Genomic DNA, 19,085 nt, shown 5'->3' with positions numbered 1-19,085 from the left:
ATAGCTCCTCGGGTCAGCGCGCGGTGGCGACTGGCGTCAGCGGCAGCAGCTTGCGGCCGGTGGGACCGATCTGGATCTCGGTGTCCATCGCCGGGCAGACGCCGCAGTCGAAGCACGGGGTCCAGCGGCAGTCGTCCTGCTCGTACTCGGACAGCGAATCCTGCCAGTCCTGCCAGAGCCAGTCTTTGTCGAGGCCGGAGTCGAGGTGATCCCAGGGCAGCACCTCGGTCTCGTCCCGCTCGCGGGTCGTGTACCAGTCGAGGTCGACGCCGAAGGCGGGCAGCACCGCGGCGGCCGCGTCGACCCAGCGCTGGTACGAGAAGTGCTCGCTCCACCCGTCGAATCGACCACCCTGCTCCCACACCTGGCGGATGACCGCGCCGACGCGCCGGTCACCGCGGGAGAGCAGCCCTTCGATCAGCGAGGGTTCGCCGTCGTGGTAGCGGAAGCCGATCGCCCGGCCCAGCGACCGGTCCGAGTTGATCTCGGCCTTCAGCTTTCGCAGTCGGCTGTCGATCACTTCCGGGGTACACATCGAGGCCCACTGGAACGGCGTGTGCGGCTTGGGCACGAACCCGCCGATCGACACCGTGCAGCGGATGTCCTTCGAACCCGTGGCGGCCCGCCCGGCCTTGATCACCTCGTGCGCGAGGCGGGCGATCTGGAGCACGTCGTCGTCGGTCTCGGTGGGCAGGCCGCACATGAAGTAGAGCTTCACCTGGCGCCAGCCGTTGCTGTACGCGGTGACGACGGTGCGGATGAGGTCTTCCTCCGACACCATCTTGTTGATCACCTTGCGGATCCGCTCGGAGCCGCCCTCCGGGGCGAACGTGAGCCCGGTGCGCCGCCCGTTGCGGGACAGCTCCTGGGCCAGCGTGATGTTGAACGCGTCGACCCGGGTCGAGGGGAGCGAGAGCGAGACGTTGGTGCCCTCGTACTGCTGCGCGAGCCCGGAGCAGATGTCGCCGATCTCGGAGTGGTCGGCGGACGAGAGCGAGAGCAGCCCCACCTCGGAGAAGCCGGAGAACTCCAGCCCCTCCTTGACCATCTGCCCGACCGTCGTGATCGACCGCTCGCGCACCGGCCGCGTGATCATGCCGGCCTGGCAGAACCGGCACCCGCGCGTGCACCCCCGGAAGATCTCCACCGCGTATCGCTCGTGGACGGTCTCGGCGAGCGGGACCAGCGGCTTTTTCGGGTAGGGCCACTCGTCGAGGTTCATGGTCGTGCGCTTGTGTACCCGAAATGGCACGTCCGCCCGGTTTGGCACCACCCGCTGGATCCGGCCGTCGGGCAGGTAGTCGACATCGTAGAAGCGCGGCACGTACACGCTCTCGGTGCGGGCGAGGCGCAGCAGCAGCTCGTCGCGGCCGCCCGGGCAGCCCTCGACCTTCCACTGCCGGACGATCTTGGTGATCTCCAGGACGGCTTCCTCGCCGTCGCCGAGCACCGCCGCGTCGACGAAGTCGGCGATCGGCTCGGGGTTGAACGCCGCGTGCCCGCCGGCCACCACCACCGGGTGGGCCATAGTGCGGTCACGGGCGTGGAGCGGGATGCCGGCCAGGTCGAGCGCGGTGAGCAGGTTGGTGTAGCCCAGCTCGGTGGCGAACGAGACGCCCATCAGGTCGAAGGCGCCGACCGGCCGGTGCGCGTCGACCGTGAACTGCGGCACGCCGTGCTCACGCATCAGCCGCTCGAGGTCGGGCCAGACCGCGTAGGTGCGCTCGGCCAGCACGTCGGGCAGCTCGTTGAGCACCTCGTACAGGATCTGGACGCCCTGGTTGGGCAGGCCCACCTCGTACGCGTCCGGGTACATCAGCGCCCACCGCACGGTCGCCGAGTCCCAGTCTTTGACGACCGCGCCAAGCTCGCCGCCGACGTACTGGATCGGCTTGCTGATACGCGGCAGCAACTGCTCCAGCTGCGGAAAGACGGACGGGACGCTCACGTAACCTCCTGGGTGCGCTCCAAGGTCCACCCCAAAACGCTCCGCTTCGCTCCACGTTTCCCCGGGGACCCCGGATTGCCCAGAATACGCGGCACCCCGGCGGGTGGTGCCGCGGTATTAGCCTCGGAGGAGTCACGAGGCGTTGTGGAGGGAGTGCACGGAAAGATGCCGGGATCGGATCCCGACCCCACCCGACCGGAGCCCCGGGAGGACGAGCCGACGGCCGTGACTCCGCCCGCCGACGACGATGGCGTGAGCGGCCTCAAGCCCACCCGCAAGGAGCCACCGCGGTGGTCCGGCTCCGCCGCCGTGCCGCCGCCCACCGAGAAGAAGCGCAAGCGCTGGCTCGCCACGGTCCACGACCTGGAAGCGCCCGGTCTGGCGCCGTCGCCACCGCCTCGCGACCCGACCATGCAGCTGCCGGAGGAGGAGCGCCGGGCGTACGAGAGCGGCGCACCGGTCGACCCCTGGGCCGACGCCGACCCGCTCGACCAGCCGTACCCGCAGACCCTGCTGGACGTGCCCCACGCGCCGCCGCCGGCGCTCCCACCCGCACCACCGCCGCCGCCCGTGGCCCGGCGGCCGGCAGCGGCGCCGCCGCCCCCACCACCGCCGCCACCCGCGAACCTCCCCGCCCGGCAGGTCCGCCAGGCGCTGCCCGACGTGCGCAAGCCGCCCAAGACCAAAAAGCAGAAGTCGCGCCGGGGCCCGCCACCACCACCGCCGCCACAGGCACCACCGCCCGGCTGGCGGCCCCCGCAGGGGTACGTGCCGGTCGCGGTCCGGCGGCGCCGGCGCAAGTGGCCGTGGGTGCTCCTGCTCTTCACGCTCGCCTGCTGCTGCGGCTGCCCGGCGTACTTCGGCAAGCCGATGTGGGAGCAGTACCCGGCCTCCGCGTCCCTGCCCGCCGAGGTCTCCGACCTCGACCTCCGCGACGACGCGGCCAGCCGTCGGGTCGCCACCCAGCTGAAGGCCGACCTGCGCGGCACGCACATGCTCGCCGAAGACACTTTCGCCGGGGTGTACGCGGACGGCGCCGGCAAGCGGGTGACGCTCTTCGGCACCACCGGCTTCCGCTTCTCCCCCGAGTCCGACCTGGAAAAGGAGATCAGCAGGCTTAGCGAGCGCTACGGGCTGCGGCAGGTGAAGTCGATCGACACCGGCACCCGCGGCGAGTACCTGCGCTGCGGCGTGGGCAAAGACGGCCAGGCCGTGGTGGCCGTGTGCGGGTGGGCCGACCACGGCAGCCTGGCCACCGGGGTCTTCACCCGCCGCTCGGTCGACGACAGCGCCGCCCTCCTGGAGCGCCTCCGCGGCACGATCGTCAGCCGCGGGTAGTCGGTAGTCAGGAGCGAGTGAAAACCGACAGGTAATCAATGGGGCGTCCGGATGGCCACAACCAGGCATTACGAGGCAGAATCTGGACATGCGGCGATGGCTCTTCGCTGACCAGCTGGGGCCGCACTTCCTCGACGGGGCGCACCAGCCGGTGTTGTTGATCGAGTCCAAGGCGGTCTTCCGTCGTCGTGCCTTCCATCGGCAAAAGGCGCACCTGGTCCTCTCCGCGATCCGCCACCGCGCCGCCGAGTTGGGCGATCGCGCTCTGCACCTCAAGACCGAGACCTACCGCGAGGCACTGCGCCGCTACGGCGAGGTGGTCGAGGTGTGCCACCCGACCTCCCGCCGGGCCCGTGATTTCGTCCGCGCCCAGGAGAAGGTGACCGTGCTGCCGCCGCGCGGCTTCGTCACCAGCCACGAAGACTTCGCCGCCTGGGCCGACGGCCGGCGCGGCGCGGCCCGGCTCGACGACTTCTACCGCCACGCCCGCCAGGCCCACCGCGTGCTCATGGATGGCGACGAGCCGGCCGGCGGCCGCTGGCAGGCCCGGTTCGCCGACGTCCCGCGCCCGACCGAGCTGCCGCCACCGCCCGCGCCGGTCGAGGACGACATCGACGCCGAGGTCCGCGACGACCTCGACCGGTGGGCCGCGGAGGGCATCGAGTTCATCGGGCGTGACGGCCCGCGCCGGTTTCCGGCCACCCGCGACGAGGCGCTGTACCGGCAGCAGCACTTCCTCATCCACCGGCTGCCGCACTTCGGCCGGGCCGACGACATGCTCGCCGACGATCCCTGGCTCAGCCACAGTGGACTGTCCACATCGTTCAACATGGGGCTGCTGGAGCCGCTGCCGGCCGTGCGCCAGGCGGAGGAGGAGTTTCGGGCGGGCCACGCCCCACTGTCCAGCGTGGAGCGCTTCGTCCGCCAGGTGATCGGCTGGCGCGACTACCTGTGGCACCTGTACTGGTACCTCGACGCGGGCTACCCGGCCGGCGCACACACCCGTGGCCGGAGCTCCATCCCCGACTGGTTCGCCACGCTCGACGCCGAGTCGGTGCACGCCCGCTGCCTGTCCGCCGCGCTCGCGGCGGTGCGCGACCGGGGCTGGACCCACCACGCGGTGCGGCAGGCCGTGCTCGGCAACTACGCGGTGCAGCGCGGCTGGCGGCCGACCGACCTCGTCGACTGGTTCGAGCGCGCCTTCGTCGACGGCCACGAGTGGGCGATGATCGGCAACGTCGTCGGCATGGCCCGCCACGCCGAGCTCAGTGCGGTCACCACCGACGCGTACGCGGTGAGCGGCGGCCACATCAACCGCACGAGCGACTTCTGCACCGGCTGCCGCTACGACCCGAAGCAGCGTCTGGGCGCGGACGCCTGCCCCTTCACCGGCGGTTACTGGGCCTACCTGCACCGCACGCGCGAGCGCCTGCACGGCAACGTGCGGATGACCAGGGCGCTCAAGCAGCTCGCCCAGATCCCCGACCTCCGCGAGATCGTTGCGCAGGAGCGCAGCCGCGGCGACGACGCGCCGTAGTCCGGGGTACGGTCGCGTCGATGGATGCCGACGAAGACTCCACGGCCGGCCCGGCGAGCCCGCCGGCGGCTGAGCAGCCGCTCGGCGAGTACGCCCCGGCGCTCCTGGCGGCCGAGCACTGGAGCCTGCTCGCGTCGCGGTCGCTGATCTGGAGCGAGGCGCAGAGCCGTGCCACGGTCTTCTTGACCACCCTGTCCGCCACGATCATCGCGCTGGCGCTGATGGCCGACGCGACCGGCTTCGGCGGGCAGACCACGACGCTGGCGCTGATGCTGCTGCCGGTGGTGTTCCTGCTGGGGCTCGCCGCCTACGTGCGCCTGGTGCACATCAACGCCGAGGAGTTCCAGCTGGTGCAGGCGATGAACCGGCTCCGGCGCGGCTACCTGGCCCTGGAGCCCGGCCTGGAGCGATACCTCAGCACCGGCTACCACGACGACGAGCGGGGCGTGTTCGCCACCTACATGGTGGAGCGCCACTCCCAGCGTTCACTGTGGATGCACTTCCTGATCAACACGCCGAACATCGTCGCGACGGTGAACGCGGCGGTGGCCGCGGCCATGGTCGGGATCGGCCTACAGGCCGCCGAGGCGGCGACGGCCGTGGTGGCGGTCGGCGGGGCGGCGGCGTTCCTGCTGGTCTGGGTGACGCTCTACCTGCTCCAGCGGCGGACCCTTCGCCCATTCCGCCCGCAGACGGCGAGATTTCCCACCCCGCCGGACCAGCCCTGAGCGGGCCGCCGGGGGTCCCTCAGGCCGTGGAGACCTGAGAGACCCCTCGATCGGTCAGACCCGCGCGACGGAGACGGCCACCTTCTCGCCGTCGCCGACCTCGCCCTCGAAGCCGGCCGCCGCCGAGTCGAAGCGGAGGTCGGTGGCGAGCACCTCGGCCGCCACGAAGTCGCGGTGTGCCTCCACCGCAGCGACCACCTCGGGCGAGCCGGCGAGCGAGACGGCGACCCGGTCGGTCACGTCGAGCTGGGCGTCGCGGCGGGCCTGCTGCACGACGCGTACCACGTCGCGGGCGAGCCCCTCCGCGGCGAGCTCGGGTGTGACGGCGGTGTCGAGGACCACCACGCCCTCGCCGCCGGGGAGCGGCGCCGAGTGTTCGGCGTCAGCGGCCACGAGCTTCAGCTCGTACTCGCCGTCTTCCAGGGCCACGCCGGCCGCGACCGGGCGGCCGTCGACGAGCGACCAGTCGCCCGCCTTGACCGCCTTGATCACCTGCTGCACCGCGCCGCCGACCCGCGGGCCGAGCGCCCTCGGTACGACGGTCAACACCTGCTCGCAGTAGGAGGACAGCTCGTCGGTGAACTCCACCGACTTCACGTTGACCTCGTCGGCGACGAGGGCGGTGAACGGCCGCAGCGCGCCGGCCGCCGGCGTGGCCACGGTCAGCCGCGCCAGCGGCAGCCGCACCCGCAGGCCCCGCGCCTTGCGCAGCGACAGCGCCGCCGAGCTGACCCCGCGCACCGCGTCCATCGCGGCGACGAGGTCGTGGTCGGCGGGGAACTCCGCCGCGTCCGGCCAGTCGGTCAGGTGCACCGAGCGCTCACCGGTGAGGCCGCGCCAGATCTCCTCCGCGGTCAGCGGCGCCAGCGGCGCCACCACCCGGCTGAGCGTCTCCAGCACGGTGTACAGCGTGTCGAACGCGTCGACGTCGCCGCCCCAAAACCGGTCGCGCGACCGCCGCACGTACCAGTTCGTCAGCGCGTCCAGATAGGACCGCACCGACGCGCAGGCACCGGAGATGTCGTACTCGTCCATCTGCCGCCGCACCGTGGACACCAGCTCGCCGGTCTTCGCCAGCACGTAGCGGTCGAGCAGGTGGGTGGAGTCGACCCGCCGCCGTGCCTCGTGGTTGGACGCGTTGGCGTAGAGCGAGAAGAAGTACCAGACGTTCCACAGTGGAAGCAGCACCTGCCGCACGGCGTCCCGGATCGCGCTCTCGGTCACCGGCATGTCCCCGCCCCGCAGCACCGGCGACGACATCAGCATCCACCGCATGGCGTCGGAGCCGTGCGAGTTGAAGACGCCGTACACGTCCGGGTAGTTGCGCAGGCTCTTGGACATCTTCCGCCCGTCTTCGCCCAGCAGGATGCCGTGGCTCAGGCAGTTGCGGAACGCCGGCCGGTCGAACAGCGCGGTCGCCAGCACGTGCATGGTGTAGAACCAGCCCCGCGTCTGTCCGATGTACTCGACGATGAAGTCGCCCGGGTAGTGGTGCTCGAACCACTCGCGGTTTTCGAACGGGTAGTGCACCTGGGCGAACGGCATCGAGCCCGACTCGAACCAGCAGTCGAGCACCTCCGGCACGCGGCGCATCATCGACTTGCCGGTGGGGTCGTCGGGGTTTGGCCGCACCAGCTCGTCGACGCCCGGCCGGTGCAGGTCGGTCACCGCGACGCCGAAGTCGCGCCGCAGATCCTCGAGCGAGCCGTAGACGTCCACCCGCGGGTAGGCCGGGTCGTCCGACTTCCACACTGGGATCGGCGAGCCCCAGAAGCGGTTGCGGGAGATCGACCAGTCGCGGGCGCCGGCCAGCCACTTGCCGAACGAGCCGTCCTTCACGTGCGCCGGCGTCCAGTTGATCTGCTGGTTGAGCTCGACCATCCGGTCGCGGAACTGGGTCACCGCGACGAACCACGACGACACCGCCTTGTACACCAGCGGGGTGTCGCAGCGCCAGCAGTGCGGGTAGGAGTGGGTGTAGGTCTCCTGCCGCACCACGACGCCCCGCTCGCGCAGCTCGCGCGCGATCGGCTTGTTGGTGTCGAAGACCTGCTCCCCCTGGTACGGCGGGACGAGCGAGGTGAACCGGGTGTGCTCGTCGACCGTGACGACCGTGGGGATGCCGGCGGCGTTGCACGCGTTCTGGTCGTCTTCGCCGAACGCGGGCGCCATGTGCACGACCCCGGTGCCGTCCTCAGTGGACACGAAGTCGGCACCGAGCACCTGGAACGCGTTGGGCGTGTCGGCCAGGAAGTCGAACAGCGGCGTGTAGCGGCGCCCGACCAGCTCGGCCCCACGCACGGTGCCGAGCCGGGTGAGGTGGCCCAGCTCCTTCTCGTACGCGGCGAGCCGCGCGGCACCGACGAGGTACCGCTGCCCGTCGGCGTCGGCGAGCATCGCGTACTCGATGTCGGGGCCCACGGCCAGGGCCAGGTTGGACGGCAGCGTCCACGGCGTGGTCGTCCAGACCGCGACCTTCTCCCCGCTGTCCAATGTGAACCAGACGGTGAGCGACGGGTCCTGCCGGTCGCGGTAGACGTCGTCCATCCGGGTTTCCGTGTTGGACAGCGGCGTCTCGCACCGCCAGCAGTACGCCAGCACGCGAAAGCCTTCGTATACGAGACCCTTGTCGTGCAGGGTCTTGAAGGCCCACATGACGCTTTCCATGTAGTCGAGGTCGAGCGTCTTGTAGTCGTTGGTGAAGTCGACCCAGCGCGCCTGGCGGGTGACGTACCGCTCCCAGTCCTGGGTGTACGTCAGCACCGACGTGCGGCACACGTCGTTGAACCGGGCCACGCCGAGGTCGAGGATCTCCGCCTTGGTGGAGATGCCGAGCTGCTTTTCCGCCTCCACCTCGGCCGGCAGGCCGTGCGTGTCCCAGCCGAAGCGGCGCTCCACCTTGCGGCCGCGCATGGTCTGGTAGCGCGGCACCACGTCCTTCACGTAGCCGGTGAACAGGTGGCCGTAGTGCGGCAGCCCGTTGGCGAAGGGCGGGCCGTCGTAGAACACGTACTCGTTGGACCCGTTGCGGCCCGCGTCCCGGGCGTCGACCGACGCCTGGAACGTCTTGTCCGCCGCCCAATGGTCGAGCACACGACGCTCGACCGCGGGCAGGTCGGGGCTCGCCGGTACGCCGGCCTTCGGGTCGGTCTTGGGGTACACCGTCGTATCTCCTCGCAGCTGACAAAGCTCATGTTGTCCACTGCGAGGACGAGCCTGACAGGCCCGCGGTACCACCCCGCTTGGCGACCCCATGATCAGGGCCGCCCGCTCGTTGGCCGGCTGTGACGGGCCGGACCCGTCCGGTTCTACTGAGGCTCGCGCCCGTTCTTCCGGAGGCTCACCGGTGATGGCCGGGTCAACGCCTTTACGACCGTCAAGGGTACCCGACGACTACGGAAGCAGCGTCGTATTGAACAGCGACGCCCCGTCCGCGTCCCGCAGGTCCACCCGGAAGGCGCCTGTCTCGCCGTCGATCAGGACCTCGCCGAAGTGCTGGAAGCCCTCGGCCGGCGACGTGTTGGCCCGGGGCGGGGCGTGTACGAACACGGCTCGCGGCCCGAACGTGCCGTCCAGCGCGTTGGGCCCGAAGGCGCCCGCGTGGGCCGGCCCCGACACGAACTCCCAGAACGGGGTGAAGTCCGCCACCGCCGCCCGCGCCGGGTCGTAGTGATGGGCGGCCGTGTAGTGGACGTCCGCGGTCAGGAACACGATCCCCTTCACGCCGGCCCGGTGCGCCGCACCCAGGACCTCGGCGAACTCGAGCTCGCGACCCTTCGGCGCGCCCGGGTCGCCCTGCGCGACACCCTCCTGGGCGGCCGCCCCGTCCGGCACGACCAAGCCGAGCGGCAGGTCGGCGGCGATCACCTTCCAGGTCGCCCGGGAACGCTTCAGCTCGCGGATCAGCCAGGCCCGCTGCTCCGAGCCGAGCAGGCCGCGGCGCGGGTCGGCGTACGTGTTGCCGTCGTTGACGTCCTTGTACGTGCGCATGTCCAGCACGAACAGGTCCAGCCGCGGCCCGTACGACAGCTTGCGGTAGATCTTGGCCTCGCCGGTCGGCAGCCACTCGTGGAACGCCTGCCGGGCCCGGCCGGTCAGCACGTCGACCCGCCGCTCGGTGTACCGGGCGTCCTCCAGCACCTCGCCGGGGTACCAGTTGTTGGTCACCTCGTGGTCGTCCCACTGGTTGACCTGCGGCACCTCGGCCGCGAAGGCGCGCAGGTGCTCGTCGAGCAGGTTGTACGCGAACTGCCCCCGGTACTCGGCGAGCGTCTCGGCCACCTTCGACTTCTCCGGCGTGACGAGGTTGCGCCAGACCCGCCCGTCCGGCAGCGTGACCGTCTCGGCGAGCGGCCCGTCCGCGTACACGGTGTCACCGCTGCACAGGAAGAAGTCCGGCCGGGCCGCCCGCATCGCCCGGAAGATCTTCATGCCGCCGAGGTCGGGCGCGATGCCCCAGCCCTGGCCGGCGATGTCACCGGTCCAGACAAACCGCACACCACCCTTGCGCGGCGCGGTGCGCAGCGACCCGACCAGCGGCTCGGCGCACAGCCCGTGGCGGTCGAGGCTCTCCGCCCGTACCCGGTAGTGCAGGCGCTCGCCCGCGGGCAGGCCGCCCAGGCGGACCTTGCCGGTGAAGTCGGTGTCCGGGCCGAGCAGCGGCCCGCGCACGAGGCGGGCCCCGCGGAAGTCGGGGCGGCGGCTGACCTCGACGAGCATCCGCGACGCGCGGTCCGCGCGGGTCCAGAGCACCGCGCCGTCGGCGGTCGCCTCGCCGCTCTGCACGCCGTGCGTGAGCACCGGGCGTCCGGTCGGCCTCAGGGTGGCGCTGGCGCGGCCGGGTCCGAGCAGGGGAACGGCGGCGAGCCCGGCACCGGTGGCCAGCCCGAGAAGGGAACGTCGATCCATGTACCCCTGCCTATCGGCCGGAAATGACCGTGGCGCAAAGCCGGGGTTGCGTCCTAGGTCACACCGCCTTTCTGTCACGCCGGACCGTGGCCGCGCTGTCGTCCTGGCGAAGGAGGTAGGTCATGCAACGCATCAACCTGGGAGAGGTGGCACCGGAGGGCTTCGAGCTGGTGCTGAAGCTCGAGGGCTACATCCGGCGGCGGGTCGAGAAGAAGCTTCTCCACCTGGTGAAGCTGCGCGCTTCGATCATCAACGGCTGCACGTACTGCGTGGACATGCACTCGCGGGACGCCATCGAGGAGGGCGAGTCGACCCGGCGCCTCTTCGCGGTCGCGGCCTGGCACGAGGCCCCGTTCTTCGACGAGCGGGAACGGGCCGCGCTGGCCCTGACCGACTCGGTCACCCGTCTGGGTGAAGGTGGCGTGCCGGACGACGTGTGGGACGGCGCGGCCAAGGTCTTCACCGAGGAGGAAGTGGCCGACCTGCTGATCGCGATCGCCACCATTAACGTGTGGAACCGCATCGCGATACCCAGCCGGACCCCGCCGCCGGCGTGACCACCGACGCGGCCGCCGACCTCGTCGCGCACCGCCCCATGCTGTACGGGCTGGCCTACCGCCTGCTCGGAAGCGGGCACGACGCGGACGACGTGCTACAGGAGGCGTACCTGCGCTGGCTGCGCGCCGACCGCGTGTCGGTTACCGAGCCGCGCAGGTACCTCTCCCGCATCGTCACCCACCTGGCGCTCGACCGGCTGCGCGCGCGGCAGGCCGAGCCGTACGTCGGCCCGTGGCTGCCCGAACCGCTGGTGGAAGGTGAGGTCGACCCGGCCGAGCGCCGCGACTCGCTCTCGCTCGCGATGCTGCACCTGCTGGAGCGCCTCACACCCCCGGAGCGCGCGGTGTACGTGCTGCGCACCGCGTTCGACCTGCCCTACCCGGAGATCGCCGAGATCCTCGACCGTACGCCCGAGGACTGTCGCCAACTGCACCACCGGGCCGTCCGGCACCTGCCCGCGGCGCCCCGGTTCACCGCCGAGCCGGTCGAGCGGGAAAGGCTGCTCGACCGGTTTCTGGCCGCTGCCCGCGAGGGCGACCTGCCGGCGTTGAAACGGCTGCTCGCCGCCGACGCGACCGCCTGGTCGGACGGGGGTGGGCGGGTCAAGGCGGCGCCGCGGCCGGTCGTTGGCAGAGACCGGGTGGCCCGGTTCTTCACCGGGATCTACCCCGCGCCGCTGCTCGCCCAGCCGATCGCGCTCACCGGCGAGACGGCCGCACTGCTGAGCTGCGGCTGGCGCCTGCTCGCGATCGGTGTCGCCGACGGCCTGATCACCGACCTCTACCTGGTCGGCAACCCGGACAAACTACGCAGGGTCCTCAGCTGAGCTCGGGAAACCAGAGCGCGATCTCACGCTTCGCGCTGTCCGGCGAGTCGGAGGCGTGCACGAGATTTTCCCGGTTGGAGAGCGAGAGGTCGCCGCGGATCGTGCCCGCCGCGGCCTTGCGCCCGTCGGTGGCGCCGACGAGTGCCCGCACCACCTCGATCGCCTGGTCGCCGGAGAGCACCGCGGCCACCAGCGGACCGCCGGTCATGAACTCCTTCAGCGGCGGGTAGAACGCCTTGTCGACGTGCTCGGCGTAGTGCTGGTCGGCCAGCGCGGCGTCCATGCCGCGCAGCACCAGCGCCTCGATCGCCAAGCCCTTACGCTCGAACCGGCCGAGGATCTCGCCGAGCAGGCCCCGCCGGAGGGCATCCGGCTTGATCAGGACCAACGTGCGTTCGGACACGCTTCCTCCATCGCGGGGAGTGGACACCGCCCTAGGGTATCGGTCTTCCCATCACTGGCCCGGCCGGCCTAGCCTGGCGGGTAACCCGAGGGAGGTCCACTGTGGCTGACGCTCGTCGGAGGCCGATCGCACCGGTCCGCAAGCTCGTCGCCGCGGTGCTGGGCACGTTCGCCGTGTTCGTGATGCTCTTCGGCGCCGGCATGCAGAGCTGGGCGATCGTGGCTGTCGGCCTGGCGGTGCTCGTGCTGGCGATCAGCATGGTGCTGGTCACCACCATCCGCGGCGGCGCCCGCGCGTGGGTGGCCGGCACCGCGCACGTGATGACGGCCAGCGAGCCGCCCGCCTCGTCCACGTATGGCCGCTGCGAGCTCCAGATCGTCATCGACGCGCCCGGCCTGCCCGCCGCCTCGATCAAGGTGCGGGAGTCCCGCGTACCGGTCGCCAAGTGGCCGCTCCCCGGCGTGACGCTGCCGATCATGGTGGCGGTCGACGACCTGCGGCACGTCCGGATCCTGTGGGACGACGCGCTCACCCATGCCGAGGCGGCCGCGACGATGGCGCCGGATCCGGGCGACTACCTGCCGGAGTCCGACGACATCCTGTTCGAGGAAGACGAGCCGCCATGGTCGCGCCGCGGCCCGGACGAGCCGGTCACCGCCGACCTCACCGACGACCTGGGCGGCGGCATCCGCGACGAGCCGGTGGTGGTGCACCAGCCCACGCCCGGCGGCCCGATCGTGCTGGAGGGCACGGTCGTGGAGCAGGGCCCGACCGACCCGCGCACGGTCCCGCTGCCCCGGCGCGCGCGCTCCAAGCGCGACAAGGGCAAGGGCAACGGCAACGGCGCGACCACCGCGGTCGCCGAGCCGGCGCCCGTAGACGACCCGATCGAGCCGGAGCCGGTCGAGCCGGTCGCGGAGGAGACCCCCGTCGACGACGGTGACCTCGACGACCTCATCACCGCTTACCCGAGCGCCCACCCCGGCCCGAGCGGCTCGATCCACGGCGTCGGCGTGACCGTGCTCGTCACCGACCTCGCCCGGTCGATCGAGTTCTACCGCGACATGCTGGGCTTCTACGAGATCGACGGCGGCGACGGCAACGCGGTGCTCGCCTCCGGCGATACCCGCCTCGTGCTCCGCGTCATCAGCGACGTCTCACCGGCCGGCCCGCGCACCGTCCACCTCAACCTCGAGGTCGGCGACATCCAGACCACCCACGAGGAGCTGAAGGCCAAGGGCGTCAAGTTCACGTACGGCCCGCGCCCGGTCAACAAAGGCGCCAAGCTGGAGCTGTGGGCGGCCGCCTTCAAAGACCCGGACGGGCACGGCATCGCGATCACCCAGTGGCGCAACCGCCCCGACGAGCCCGACCAGCAAGCGATGTACGACGGCGCCTAAAAATCCCCAAGACAAAGACTTTGAGCTACCGCGACGTCCGCCCAGAGGGCTGCCCTCTTGGGGCCAAGCGGGTGGGGCTTGGGGCGCGGAGGTGGCAGCGGAGGTCGGGGATCTCGGCGAGCCCTGGCGAGCCGCCGACCTGCGCGGTCTCCGGCGGGAGCGGCGGTCTGCCGCTGACGCGGACCCGGGCGATATCGGAGGGTCTTCAGTCGGTGGGCGGCTCGTCGCGCTTGGGCGGGGCCAGGATCGTGCGGCGTACGTTGAGCACGTAGAGCCAGGCCAGGCCGAAGAGCAGCCCCACGCCGGCGAGCGCCCAGTGCAGAAAGCCGGCCAGCATGAGCAGCCCTTGGAGCACGGCCACCGCGTACCAGGCCCAGTCGCGGCGCAGCAGGCCGGCCAGCGCCACGCAGGCGACCGCCGCGCCGAGGATCACGCCGATCGTGGCGCCGCTCAGGTCGCCGCCGAGCATGCGCATCGGCTGGATGGCGAGCAGCAGCACGACCGTCTCGAGGATCAACGTGCCGGCGCCCAGCCCGCGCGCGGCGCCGGCGGGGTTGCGGAGTCCGGAACGCTGTTCGCTCATGGCTGTCCTCGCCTCGCCACGGGCGGCCTGGTGCGGTCGCTCATCGCTTCAGCAACCGCCGCGCGTCGGCCACCGTCGCCACCGAGCCGGTGATCAGCACGCCGACACCGGCGAGCTCGCGCTCCACATCGGACTCGGCGAGCGCGACCGCCGCCTCGATCGCGTCGGGCATGTCGGCCGCCACCTCGACCCGCTCCTCGCCGAAGATCTCCTCGGCCACGGCGGCGAGCTGGTCGACGGGCATGGCCCGCGGCGAGGTGTTGCGGGTGACGACAAGCGCGTCGACCACCGGCTCCAGCAGCTCCAGCAGGCCGGCCGCGTCTTTGTCGGCGAGCACCGCGACGACCGCGACAAGCCGGCTGAACGAGAACTCCTCCTGAAGCGCGGTCACCGTCGCGGCCATGCCGTGCGGGTTGTGCGCGCCGTCGAGCAGGATCGTCGGCGCGTTGCGCACCCGCTCCAGCCGCCCCGGCGAGGAGGTGCCGGCGAAGCCCTCCCGCACCACCTCGGGTTCGAGCTGGCGGGACGCGCCGGCGCCGAGGAACGCCTCCACCGCGGCGAGCGCCACCGCCGCGTTTTGCGCCTGGTGCGCGCCGTGCAGCGGGATGAACACTTCTTCGTACACGCCGCCGAGGCCCTGGATCGTGAGCACCTGCCCGCCGACCGCGACGGCCCGGCGGAGCACGCCGAACTCGCCGCCCTCACGCGCGATCGTGGCACCGACTTCCGCCGTACGCTCCAGGATCGGCCGCGCGGCGTCTTCCTCCTGGGCCGCCGCGATCACGGTCGCTCCCTTGTGGATGATGCCGGACTTGGCGAACGCGATGTCTTCGATCGTGTCGCCGAGCCACTCGGTGTGGTCGAGCCCGATCGGCGTGATCACCGCGATACCCGCGTCGAGCACGTTCGTCGAGTCTTCGGCGCCGCCCAGCCCCACCTCGACGACCGCCACGTCGACGGGCGCGTCGGCGAACGTCGCGAACGCCAGTGCCGTCGTCATGTCGAAGTAGGTCAGCGGCTCGTCGGACTGCCCGTCGACGAGCGCGGCCAGCGGTGCCACCTCGCGGTAGGCCGCGACGAACCGACGCTCGCTGACCGGCTCGCCGTCGAGGCTGATCCGCTCGCGCACGGTCTCCAGGTGGGGGCTCGTGTATCGCCCGGTGTGCAACCCGTGGGCCCGCAACAGCGAGTCGATCATCCGCGCCGTCGACGTCTTGCCGTTGGTGCCGGTCAGGTGGATCGCCGGGTACGCCCGCTGGGGGCTGCCCAGCAGGTCGAGAAGCTCCTTGATGCGGCCGAGGTCGAAGACCATCCGGGTGTACCCCCGGCTGTTGAGCTCCGCCTCGACCTGCTCGAACTCGCTGCGTTCGGTACTCATGCCGGCGGCAACGCCTCCAGTGCCGTAGCGATGCGCGCCAGGTCGGCCTCGGCGGCGGCCAGGCGGTCCTTGATCTTGCGGACCACCGGCTCGGGCGCCTTGCCGACGAACGCGGGGTTGTCGAGCTTGGCGCGGGTCTGCTCGGCCTCCTTGAGCGCGGCGGCCCGGTCCTTCTCCAGGCGGGCCCGCTCGGCGGCGACGTCGATCGCACCGCGCGTGTCGAGCGCGACCGAGACGTCGCCGGTGACCGCGAGCTGGGCCGTCGCGCTGAAGCCGTCGCCGGCCTCGTCGAGCCGCACCAGCGAACGGATCAGCGGCTCGTGCACCCCGATGCCCGCCGCGGCCAGCCCGTCGAGCCGCGCCGCCACCCGCTGCGCCGGCCGCAGCCCCTGGTCGGAGCGGAACCGGCGGATCTCGGTGACCACCCGCTGAAGCGTGGCCAGCTCGGCCTCCGCGGCGTCGTCCACAAGCGCTGGTGCGACCGCGGGCCAGGCCGCCGTCATGACCGTCTTTCCACTGGTCAGCGCGATCCACAGCTCGTCGGTGACGAAGGGGATCACCGGGTGCAGCAGACGCAGCAGCTGGTCGAGCACGTGGCCCAGCACCCGCTTGGTACGCTCGGCCGCCGCGCCGCCGCCGGCGAGCACCGGCTTGGCCAGCTCGACGTACCAGTCGCAGACGTCGTCCCACGCGAAGTGGTAGAGCACGTCGCAGACCTTGGCCACCTCGTACGCCCCGGACAGCTCGTCGACCTCGCCGATCACGTGCTGCAACCGGGAGAGGATCCACCGGTCGACCGGGCTCAGCTCGGCGGGCAGGTCACCCTGGACGTGGGCGCCGTTGAGAAGGGCGAAGCGGGTCGCGTTCCACAGTTTGTTGCAGAAGTTGCGGGAGCCCTGGGTCCAGTCTTCGCTGACCGGCACGTCACCGCCGGGGTTGGCGCCCCGCGCCAGCGTGAAGCGGGTGGCATCCGCGCCGTACCGCTCGATCCAGTCGAGCGGGTCGACCACGTTGCCGAACGACTTGGACATCTTCTTGCCGTGCTCGTCGCGGACCATGCCGTGCAGCGCGATCACCCTGAAAGGCACGGCATGGCTGTCAGGTTGCTCTTTCATGGCGTACAGCCCGAACATCATCATCCGGGCGACCCAGAAGAAGAGGATGTCGTAGCCGGTCACCAGCACGCTGGTCGGGTAGAACTTGGCCAGGTCGGGCGTCTGCTCCGGCCAGCCCAGCGTGGAAAAGGGCCACAAGGCGCTGGAAAACCAGGTGTCCAGCACGTCTTCGTCCTGGGTCCACCCGTCGCCGGCCGGCGGCTGCTCGTCGGGCCCGACGCAGACGACCTCGCCATCCGGCCCGTACCACACCGGGATGCGGTGGCCCCACCACAGCTGGCGGGAGATGCACCAGTCGTGCATGTTGTCGACCCAGGCGAAGTAGCGCTTGGCGAGCTCGGCCGGCTCGATCCGCACCCGCCCGTCGCGCACCGCGTCGCCGGCGGCCTTGGCGAGCGGCTCGGTCTTGACGAACCACTGGAGCGACAGCCGCGGCTCCACCGTGGTCTTGCAGCGCGAGCAGTGGCCGACGGCGTGCACGTACGGACGCTTTTCCGCCACGATCAGGCCCTGCGCGCGCAGCGCCGCGACGATCGCCGGCCGCGCCTCGAACCGGTCGAGCCCCTGGAACGGACCGTGCGCCGTGATCACGCCGCGCTCGTCCATGATCGTGAGGCTCGGCAGGGCGTGCCGCTGGCCGATCTCGAAGTCGTTGGGGTCGTGCGCCGGCGTCACCTTCACCGCGCCGGTGCCGAACGCCGGGTCGACGTGCTCGTCGGCCACCACGGGGATACGCCGCCCGGTGAGCGGCAGCTCCACCTCGGTGCCGATCAGATGCTTGTATCGCTCGTCGTCCGGGTGCACGGCCACCGCGGTGTCACCGAGCATCGTCTCGGAGCGGGTGGTGGCGACCACGATCTCTTCGCTGTATCGGATCGAGACGAGCTCGCCCTCGTCGTCGCTGTGCTCCACCTCGATGTCGGAGAGGGCGGTGAGGCAGCGCGGGCACCAGTTGATGATGCGCTCGGCGCGGTAGATCAGCCCGTCTTCGTACAGCCGCTTGAAAATCGTGAGCACGGCCCGGGACAGGCCCTCGTCCATCGTGAACCGCTCGCGGTCCCAGTCGACCGAGTCGCCCAGCCGGCGCATCTGGCCGAGGATCGCGCCACCGGACTCGGCCTTCCACTGCCACACCCGCTCGACGAACTTTTCGCGGCCGAGGTCGTGGCGGGACAGCCCTTCGCGGGCGAGCTGGCGCTCCACCACGTTTTGGGTGGCGATGCCGGCGTGGTCCATGCCGGGCAGCCACAGCGCCTCGTAGCCCTGCATCCGCCTCTGGCGGGTGAGCCAATCCTGGATGGTGTGGTCGAGCGCGTGTCCCATGTGCAGGGAGCCGGTCACGTTGGGCGGGGGGATGACGATCGTGAACGGCGGCTTTTCACTTGTGGCGCTGGCCTTGAAGTAACCCGCGCGTACCCACTCCTCGTACCGCCGCTGCTCTACCTCGCCCGGCTGGTACTGGGCGGCCAACGTCGGTGTCGCGGAGCTGTGGGTCTGCGGTGTTTCGGTCACCCGTAGAGTCTACGGAGGCGTCGTGTGTCGGCTCCGCCCGGAGTCACCCATCCCTACGCTACGGTGGCGCAATGCAGCCGATCGACGTCACGCCCCCGCCCGGCGAGCCGGTGGAGGAGCAAGAGGCCACCACACCGCGCCGCCGTCGCACCCGGATGATCGTGCTGGGTTCGCTGCTGGCTGTCGGCCTGGTCGGCGCGGCGGTCGTGGGCACGTTCGGGTGGCGCGTCATGCAGCAGAAGGACGCGAGCCTCGAGACGCCGCCGGAGCTCGCCGGCCTGCGCCTCGACCAGAGCACGCGCGCCCAGGAGACAGCCGAGTACCTGCGGACCGCGATCGGCGCCCGCATCGACCTCGACGAGAGCATCGGCGTCGTCTACACCGATCCGGCGAGCGCGGACCGCAGTGTGCTGCTCTTCGGCGGCACGACGCTGATCTGGACCCCCGGCAGCGACCTCGACACGCTCTTCGAGTTGCTCTCCGACGACAACGGCGCGGTCAACAACCTGCACGAGGTCGACGCCGGCGACCTGGGCGGCGTGATGAAGTGCGGTGAGAGCGTGGCCCCGGAGGGCAATACGACCGTCTGCGGCTGGGCTGACCACGGGAGCGTGGTGCTGGCGCTGCTCCCCGGCCGCAGCCAGGACGAGGGCGCCGAGCTGCTGCGCGACATCCGCGGCACGATCCAGTCCCGCGAGTAGCGGGGCTGGTGCTCTCCTTCGAGAGTCCCGGAAATACATCGAGGCCGTCCCCGAAGGGACGGCCTCGATTGTTAAGAAGTCCGGCGGTGTCCTACTCTCCCACACCCTCCCGGGTGCAGTACCATCGGCGCTGGAAGGCTTAGCTTCCGG

14 protein-coding genes and 1 rRNA gene are annotated in these 19,085 nt (G+C 71.2%); 7 read left to right on the top strand and 8 right to left on the bottom strand.

Annotated elements, in window-relative coordinates; all coding sequences use genetic code 11:
• Nucleotides 1–13 precede the first annotated feature (13 nt).
• Nucleotides 14–1,948, bottom strand: coding sequence for a TIGR03960 family B12-binding radical SAM protein (locus AC5L36_RS24135; RefSeq protein WP_441220247.1), 1,935 nt, complete (start codon nucleotides 1,946–1,948; stop codon nucleotides 14–16).
• A 165-nt stretch (nucleotides 1,949–2,113) separates the two neighbouring features.
• Here AC5L36_RS24135 and AC5L36_RS24130 point away from each other — a divergent pair, with 165 nt between their 5' ends.
• From AC5L36_RS24130 to AC5L36_RS24120, 3 genes are all read left to right on the top strand, one after another.
• A complete protein-coding gene (locus AC5L36_RS24130) occupies nucleotides 2,114–3,286 on the top strand; it encodes a hypothetical protein (RefSeq protein ID WP_441220246.1) in 1,173 nt (390 codons plus the stop codon).
• A gap of 88 nt (nucleotides 3,287–3,374) precedes the next feature.
• Nucleotides 3,375–4,823 (top strand): cryptochrome/photolyase family protein, encoded by a 1,449-nt coding sequence (locus AC5L36_RS24125; RefSeq protein WP_441220245.1) that lies wholly within the window; start codon nucleotides 3,375–3,377, stop codon nucleotides 4,821–4,823.
• A gap of 20 nt (nucleotides 4,824–4,843) precedes the next feature.
• Nucleotides 4,844–5,551, top strand: a complete 708-nt coding sequence (locus tag AC5L36_RS24120) for a hypothetical protein (RefSeq protein WP_441220244.1) — start codon at nucleotides 4,844–4,846, stop codon at nucleotides 5,549–5,551.
• A 54-nt stretch (nucleotides 5,552–5,605) separates the two neighbouring features.
• On the opposite strand, the gene ileS is transcribed toward AC5L36_RS24120, so the two are convergent.
• Nucleotides 5,606–8,713 carry an isoleucine--tRNA ligase gene (gene ileS, locus AC5L36_RS24115; RefSeq protein WP_441220243.1) on the bottom strand — a complete coding sequence of 1,036 codons (3,108 nt, stop codon included), beginning with the start codon at nucleotides 8,711–8,713 and terminating at the stop codon, nucleotides 5,606–5,608.
• A gap of 231 nt (nucleotides 8,714–8,944) precedes the next feature.
• Entirely contained in the window at nucleotides 8,945–10,459 is a 1,515-nt protein-coding gene (locus AC5L36_RS24110; RefSeq protein WP_441220242.1) for an alkaline phosphatase D family protein, read from the bottom strand.
• A 122-nt stretch (nucleotides 10,460–10,581) separates the two neighbouring features.
• Here AC5L36_RS24110 and AC5L36_RS24105 point away from each other — a divergent pair, with 122 nt between their 5' ends.
• Both AC5L36_RS24105 and AC5L36_RS24100 read left to right on the top strand, forming a co-directional pair.
• Nucleotides 10,582–11,016 carry a carboxymuconolactone decarboxylase family protein gene (locus AC5L36_RS24105; protein WP_441220241.1) on the top strand — a complete coding sequence of 145 codons (435 nt, stop codon included), beginning with the start codon at nucleotides 10,582–10,584 and terminating at the stop codon, nucleotides 11,014–11,016.
• A complete protein-coding gene (locus AC5L36_RS24100) occupies nucleotides 10,971–11,843 on the top strand; it encodes a sigma-70 family RNA polymerase sigma factor (protein WP_441220240.1) in 873 nt (290 codons plus the stop codon). The genes AC5L36_RS24105 and AC5L36_RS24100 overlap by 46 nt, the downstream gene beginning before the upstream one ends.
• Here the strand turns inward: AC5L36_RS24100 and ndk are convergent.
• Complete coding sequence (gene ndk, locus AC5L36_RS24095; RefSeq protein ID WP_441220239.1) at nucleotides 11,836–12,273, bottom strand: nucleoside-diphosphate kinase; 438 nt, start codon at nucleotides 12,271–12,273, stop codon at nucleotides 11,836–11,838. The genes AC5L36_RS24100 and ndk overlap by 8 nt on opposite strands.
• A 74-nt stretch (nucleotides 12,274–12,347) precedes the next feature.
• Between ndk and AC5L36_RS24090 the strand changes: the two genes are divergently transcribed.
• Entirely contained in the window at nucleotides 12,348–13,646 is a 1,299-nt protein-coding gene (locus AC5L36_RS24090) for a VOC family protein (protein WP_441220238.1), read from the top strand.
• 205 nt (nucleotides 13,647–13,851) lie between these two features.
• Here AC5L36_RS24090 and AC5L36_RS24085 read toward each other — a convergent pair whose 3' ends face one another.
• From AC5L36_RS24085 to AC5L36_RS24075, 3 genes are read right to left on the bottom strand one after another with little or no spacing between them, the layout of a single operon-like run.
• Nucleotides 13,852–14,229 carry a DUF4233 domain-containing protein gene (locus tag AC5L36_RS24085; protein ID WP_441220237.1) on the bottom strand — a complete coding sequence of 126 codons (378 nt, stop codon included), beginning with the start codon at nucleotides 14,227–14,229 and terminating at the stop codon, nucleotides 13,852–13,854.
• Between the two features lie 40 nt (nucleotides 14,230–14,269).
• Nucleotides 14,270–15,607, bottom strand: a complete 1,338-nt coding sequence (locus AC5L36_RS24080; RefSeq protein ID WP_441220236.1) for a bifunctional folylpolyglutamate synthase/dihydrofolate synthase — start codon at nucleotides 15,605–15,607, stop codon at nucleotides 14,270–14,272.
• Nucleotides 15,604–18,234 carry a valine--tRNA ligase gene (locus AC5L36_RS24075; protein WP_441220235.1) on the bottom strand — a complete coding sequence of 877 codons (2,631 nt, stop codon included), beginning with the start codon at nucleotides 18,232–18,234 and terminating at the stop codon, nucleotides 15,604–15,606. Before AC5L36_RS24075 ends, AC5L36_RS24080 begins: the two co-directional genes overlap by 4 nt.
• Nucleotides 18,235–18,305: 71 nt before the next feature.
• Between AC5L36_RS24075 and AC5L36_RS24070 the strand changes: the two genes are divergently transcribed.
• Nucleotides 18,306–18,935 carry a hypothetical protein gene (locus AC5L36_RS24070; RefSeq protein ID WP_441220234.1) on the top strand — a complete coding sequence of 210 codons (630 nt, stop codon included), beginning with the start codon at nucleotides 18,306–18,308 and terminating at the stop codon, nucleotides 18,933–18,935.
• A 78-nt stretch (nucleotides 18,936–19,013) separates the two neighbouring features.
• On the opposite strand, the gene rrf is transcribed toward AC5L36_RS24070, so the two are convergent.
• A 5S ribosomal RNA gene (gene rrf / locus AC5L36_RS24065) occupies nucleotides 19,014–19,085 on the bottom strand; the annotation flags it as partial.

Source organism: Phytohabitans sp. LZ39, assembly GCF_059359075.1.
The sequence above is the reverse complement of the archived record's forward strand: the minus strand, read 5'-3'. Positions and strand labels throughout refer to the sequence as shown.

What these genes read in the sequence shown, in the direction of transcription:
- AC5L36_RS24130 (WP_441220246.1), top strand. Translation starts at nt 2,114, where the DNA reads ATGCCGGGATCGGATCCCGACCCCACCCGACCGGAGCCCCGGGAGGAC.
- AC5L36_RS24125 (WP_441220245.1), top strand. Translation starts at nt 3,375, where the DNA reads ATGCGGCGATGGCTCTTCGCTGACCAGCTGGGGCCGCACTTCCTCGAC.
- AC5L36_RS24120 (WP_441220244.1), top strand. Translation starts at nt 4,844, where the DNA reads ATGGATGCCGACGAAGACTCCACGGCCGGCCCGGCGAGCCCGCCGGCG.
- AC5L36_RS24110 (WP_441220242.1), bottom strand. Translation starts at nt 10,459, where the DNA reads ATGGATCGACGTTCCCTTCTCGGGCTGGCCACCGGTGCCGGGCTCGCC.
- AC5L36_RS24105 (WP_441220241.1), top strand. Translation starts at nt 10,582, where the DNA reads ATGCAACGCATCAACCTGGGAGAGGTGGCACCGGAGGGCTTCGAGCTG.
- AC5L36_RS24085 (WP_441220237.1), bottom strand. Translation starts at nt 14,229, where the DNA reads ATGAGCGAACAGCGTTCCGGACTCCGCAACCCCGCCGGCGCCGCGCGC.
- AC5L36_RS24080 (WP_441220236.1), bottom strand. Translation starts at nt 15,607, where the DNA reads ATGAGTACCGAACGCAGCGAGTTCGAGCAGGTCGAGGCGGAGCTCAAC.
- AC5L36_RS24070 (WP_441220234.1), top strand. Translation starts at nt 18,306, where the DNA reads ATGCAGCCGATCGACGTCACGCCCCCGCCCGGCGAGCCGGTGGAGGAG.